The organism is Mesorhizobium sp. M7A.F.Ca.CA.003.01.2.1 (assembly GCF_003998945.1).
Taxonomy (GTDB): domain Bacteria; phylum Pseudomonadota; class Alphaproteobacteria; order Rhizobiales; family Rhizobiaceae; genus Mesorhizobium; species Mesorhizobium ciceri.
Map to the genome: position 1 here is coordinate 1 of NZ_RZRA01000565.1, position 3,710 is coordinate 3,710.

At 62.3% G+C, this 3,710-nt stretch carries 4 protein-coding genes and 1 pseudogene; 1 reads left to right on the forward strand and 4 read right to left on the reverse strand.

Features of this window, described 5'->3' with window-relative positions; genetic code table 11:
* Both EN969_RS21145 and EN969_RS21150 read right to left on the reverse strand, forming a co-directional pair.
* Positions 1-356: pseudogene (locus EN969_RS21145) on the reverse strand (hypothetical protein); the annotation flags it as partial.
* A gap of 3 nt (positions 357-359) precedes the next feature.
* Positions 360-1,472: an endonuclease/exonuclease/phosphatase family protein gene (locus tag EN969_RS21150; RefSeq protein ID WP_013531067.1), complete on the reverse strand. Its 1,113-nt coding sequence runs from the start codon at positions 1,470-1,472 to the stop codon at positions 360-362.
* Between the two features lie 189 nt (positions 1,473-1,661).
* On the opposite strand from EN969_RS21150, the gene EN969_RS21155 reads away from it, so the two are divergent.
* The gene (locus tag EN969_RS21155) at positions 1,662-2,228 is read left to right on the forward strand and encodes a BA14K family protein (RefSeq protein WP_013531066.1); all 567 of its coding nucleotides are present in this window, start codon (positions 1,662-1,664) and stop codon (positions 2,226-2,228) included.
* A gap of 107 nt (positions 2,229-2,335) precedes the next feature.
* Here EN969_RS21155 and ilvC read toward each other — a convergent pair whose 3' ends face one another.
* A complete protein-coding gene (gene ilvC, locus EN969_RS21160; RefSeq protein ID WP_013531065.1) occupies positions 2,336-3,355 on the reverse strand; it encodes a ketol-acid reductoisomerase in 1,020 nt (339 codons plus the stop codon).
* A 100-nt stretch (positions 3,356-3,455) separates the two neighbouring features.
* Positions 3,456-3,710, reverse strand: a 255-nt coding sequence (locus EN969_RS21165) for a TetR/AcrR family transcriptional regulator C-terminal domain-containing protein (RefSeq protein ID WP_206525200.1), incomplete at its 5' end; no start/stop codon positions are given.

Genomic DNA, 3,710 nt, shown 5'->3' on the forward strand with positions numbered 1-3,710 from the left:
GCGTTGACCGTGTGCGGACCCATGCGGATCGCCACCAGCGCATTGTCGGCAGCCACCAGCATGGCATGGGCATAGGCATGCTCGGCGCCCGAATTCTCGCGCCGCTTCCGCCACAGCATGAAAGTCGAATAGTTGACCGCATGGCAGCGGCCGGCGAGACGGTTGTCGCGGTAGGCAAGCTGCGACAGCAGCACCACCATGCCGTCGAACAGCGCCGGATTGGCAGCGATTTCGTGCTGCCAGTTCTCGGCGATCGCCTCTGCATTGTCCCTTGCGAACGGGTGCGGACCGGGATCGAGCCGGACGTCGATGGCGTCGACCGGCAGGATGACGTTGCGTGGCAGGTCGAAACTCATGCGTCAGGTCATGTCCAGCGTGATCGCCACCGGGCAATGGTCCGACGCCTTCGGCCGGTCCCAGCCGGCACGCGGAAAGCGGTCGACCTCCTGCCCCGGCGGAAAAATGGTGCGCCAGGGCTGGCCGTTGCGGATGATGTCGGGAACAGCCGTCGCGTTGCTGGCGGCGAGCCCCTTCGACAGCAGGATGTAGTCGAGCTGGCACAGATGCCGCTCTTCCGGTCCGCGCGTGTGGTAGAAACTCCAGCGGTTCATCTCCGGCCGCCGCTCGACGACATTTTCGCAAAAGCCGCCGGCCGTCAGCACGTTGATGCAGGACAGGGCTTCGTCGACCACCTCGAAGCGATAGCCGTCGATCGCATCGCCGGCCACCTTCACACGCTGGCGGTAATCGTTCATGTCGCCGCAGATTGCCCAGCGTTTGTCGGCGGCATAGTCCTTGCCGAAGCGCTCCTCGATGATGCGCCGCACGGCCTGCGCCTCCGCGATGCGCACCGGCATCGTCGCCTCGCGCCCGTCGAGCCCGTTGCGCGGCGAACCCATCGACTTGAAATGCACGAGATAGAGCGTCAGCGGCACGCCGCCCACGGTGACGTCGATCTCCAGGCAGTCGCGCCGGAAAATGCGCTCATTGGCCTGATTGCCCAGTGCCTCGAGTTCCGGCGTGTGCAGCCCGAACTGCTCGTAGGTGACATAGGCGTGGCTGGTCATGCGCACGAATTCGATCGGCTGGCCCTGGGCGGTCTCATTGCGCATCATCACGGCAACGTCGATGCCGCGTGAATCATTGCCCGATGTGGTGTATTTCTGCCGGTAGCCCTGCCCCACCATCTTGAACAGATAGCCATATTCGAAGGCCTTCAGCGCCTCGATGTTGTCGACCTCCTGCATGCAGATGATGTCGGCCCGGGTGGCAGCGATTGCCAGCGCCGTCAGCTGGCGCGTGTCGTCGGATTGGGCGATGGCGCGGGCCTGCTCCAGCATCCTGTATTCCGCCTCGCTCTGGATATCGAACAGCGCCAGCGTTCGATCCTCGTTGAGCTGGTTGCGATAGCCGGAATAATCGAACCTGTTCATCAGGTTCTCGACATTGAAGGTGGCAAGGCGCAGCGACATGCCATGACCTTTGCCCGCAAGTGCTTCGGAAAACAAGCGCGCAGGATCACCATCTGAGATCGATTGGTCTTGGGCGCGTTCGCGTCATGGTTGACGGAACCTTTCCGTTCATCCGCCGTTCAGATGCAAACATCCATTGTTGCCCCATTCCTCGGGTGGGCGTGGGGCCTGTAACTCTTGGAGAGTGCAATGAATTCGCTCTTTTCTTCCACGGTCAAATCGGGGCTGCTAGCCCTGGGTATCCTCTCCGGCGTCACGGCACCGTCCGCCGCCGGCCCGATCATGCAACCGGACCTGTCGATTCCCACCAGCACCGCGGCGCCGAATGTCACGCCGGTCCGCGACAGCTGGGCGGGCGGCAACAACAACCGTCAGTTCAACAACGACAATTGGAGATGGCGCCGGTCGGGCAATTGGGACGGCGGCCGTCGGCACTGGCACGGCGGCGGCGGTCACTGGAATGGTGGAGACAACTGGCGTTGGCGCCATGGTCGCCATCACTATCGCGGCGGCCGTTACTACGATGATGGCGCGAGTGCCGCGATCCTGGGCCTTGGCCTGGGGCTTGGCCTCGGCAGCATGTACAACAACTACGACTACTATGACCGGCCGGCGCCGCGCCGCTACTACCGCGCGGGACGGCTTTCGAGCGCCCATGTCCAATGGTGCTACAACCGCTACCGGTCGTACCGGGCCTACGACAACACGTTCCAGCCCTACAACGGCCCGCGCCAGCAGTGCTACTCACCCTATTGATGGGCTGGCCCTGTAGCTGAGCTGACCGACAGAATGAAAAAACGGCGCCACGTGGCGCCGTTTCTTGTTCATGGAAGCTGCTATTTTCGAGCGCTTGTGGATTTCGCTCAGTTCTTCGCCTTGTCGACCAGCTTGTTTTTGGAAATCCACGGCATCATCGCGCGCAGCTTGGCGCCGACTTCCTCGATCTGGTGGCTGTCATTGTTGCGGCGGATGCCCTTGAAGCGGGACATGCCGGCGCGGTACTCCTGCATCCACTCCGAGGTGAATTTGCCGGTCTGGATGTCCTTCAGCACGCGCTTCATCTCGGCCTTGGTCTCGGCGGTGATGATGCGCGGACCCGAGACATATTCGCCCCATTCGGCGGTGTTCGAGATCGAGTAGTTCATGTTGGCGATGCCGCCTTCATAGATCAGGTCGACGATCAGCTTGACCTCGTGCAGGCACTCGAAATAGGCCATCTCAGGCGCGTAGCCGGCTTCCACCAGCGTCTCGAAACCGGCCCGGATCAGCTCGACCAGGCCGCCGCACAGCACGACCTGCTCGCCGAACAGATCGGTCTCGCATTCCTCGCGGAAATTGGTCTCGATGATACCCGAACGGCCGCCGCCGACGCCGCAGGCGTAGGACAGGGCCAGGTCGAGCGCATTGCCCGAGGCATCCTGGTTGACGGCGACCAGGCACGGCACGCCGCCGCCCTTCTGGTATTCGCCGCGCACCGTGTGGCCGGGGCCCTTCGGGGCAATCATGACGACGTCGACCGTCGACTTCGGCTCGATCAGGCCGAAATGCACGTTGAGGCCGTGCGCGAAGGCGATAGCGGCACCATCGCGGATGTTCGGGGCGATCTCGTTCTTGTAGATGTCGGCCTGCAGTTCGTCCGGCGTTGCCATCATCATCAGGTCGGCCCACTTGGCCGCGTCCGCCACGCTCATCACCTTGAGACCGTCGGCCTCGACCTTCTTGGCGGTTGCCGAGCCGGCCTTGAGGCCGATTGCGATCTCCTTGGCGCCGGAATCCTTGAGGTTGAGCGCATGCGCCCTGCCCTGGCTGCCATAGCCGATGATGGCGACCTTCTTGCCCTTGATCAGATTGAGATCGGCATCACGATCGTAATAGACGCGCATTTTGTCTTCCTTCCCGTTTATAAATCAGAGCATGATGCCGAAAAGTGTGAAGCGGTTTTCGGACGACATCATGCTCTATCTTCTTGATTTAGAGACGAATTCAGATTTCAGGTCGACTTGACCTGAAATCATCCGGCTCTAGGGCCTTGCGGCCGGTTGTTGCTCCATGAAGAGCGAGAAACTGCTGCGTCGCCCGCGCGGCATCGCCGCCGATCGCCGCCTCAGTCAATTCCAGCCGGTCGCCGAGCAGCAGACGGATCTGCACATCGCGGGCGACCAGCCCGAAAAAGGTGCGAAACGCCGTCTCGGCATCCGCGAAATCCAAAAGCCCGGTCCGTCGGCCGGCCTCGAGCAC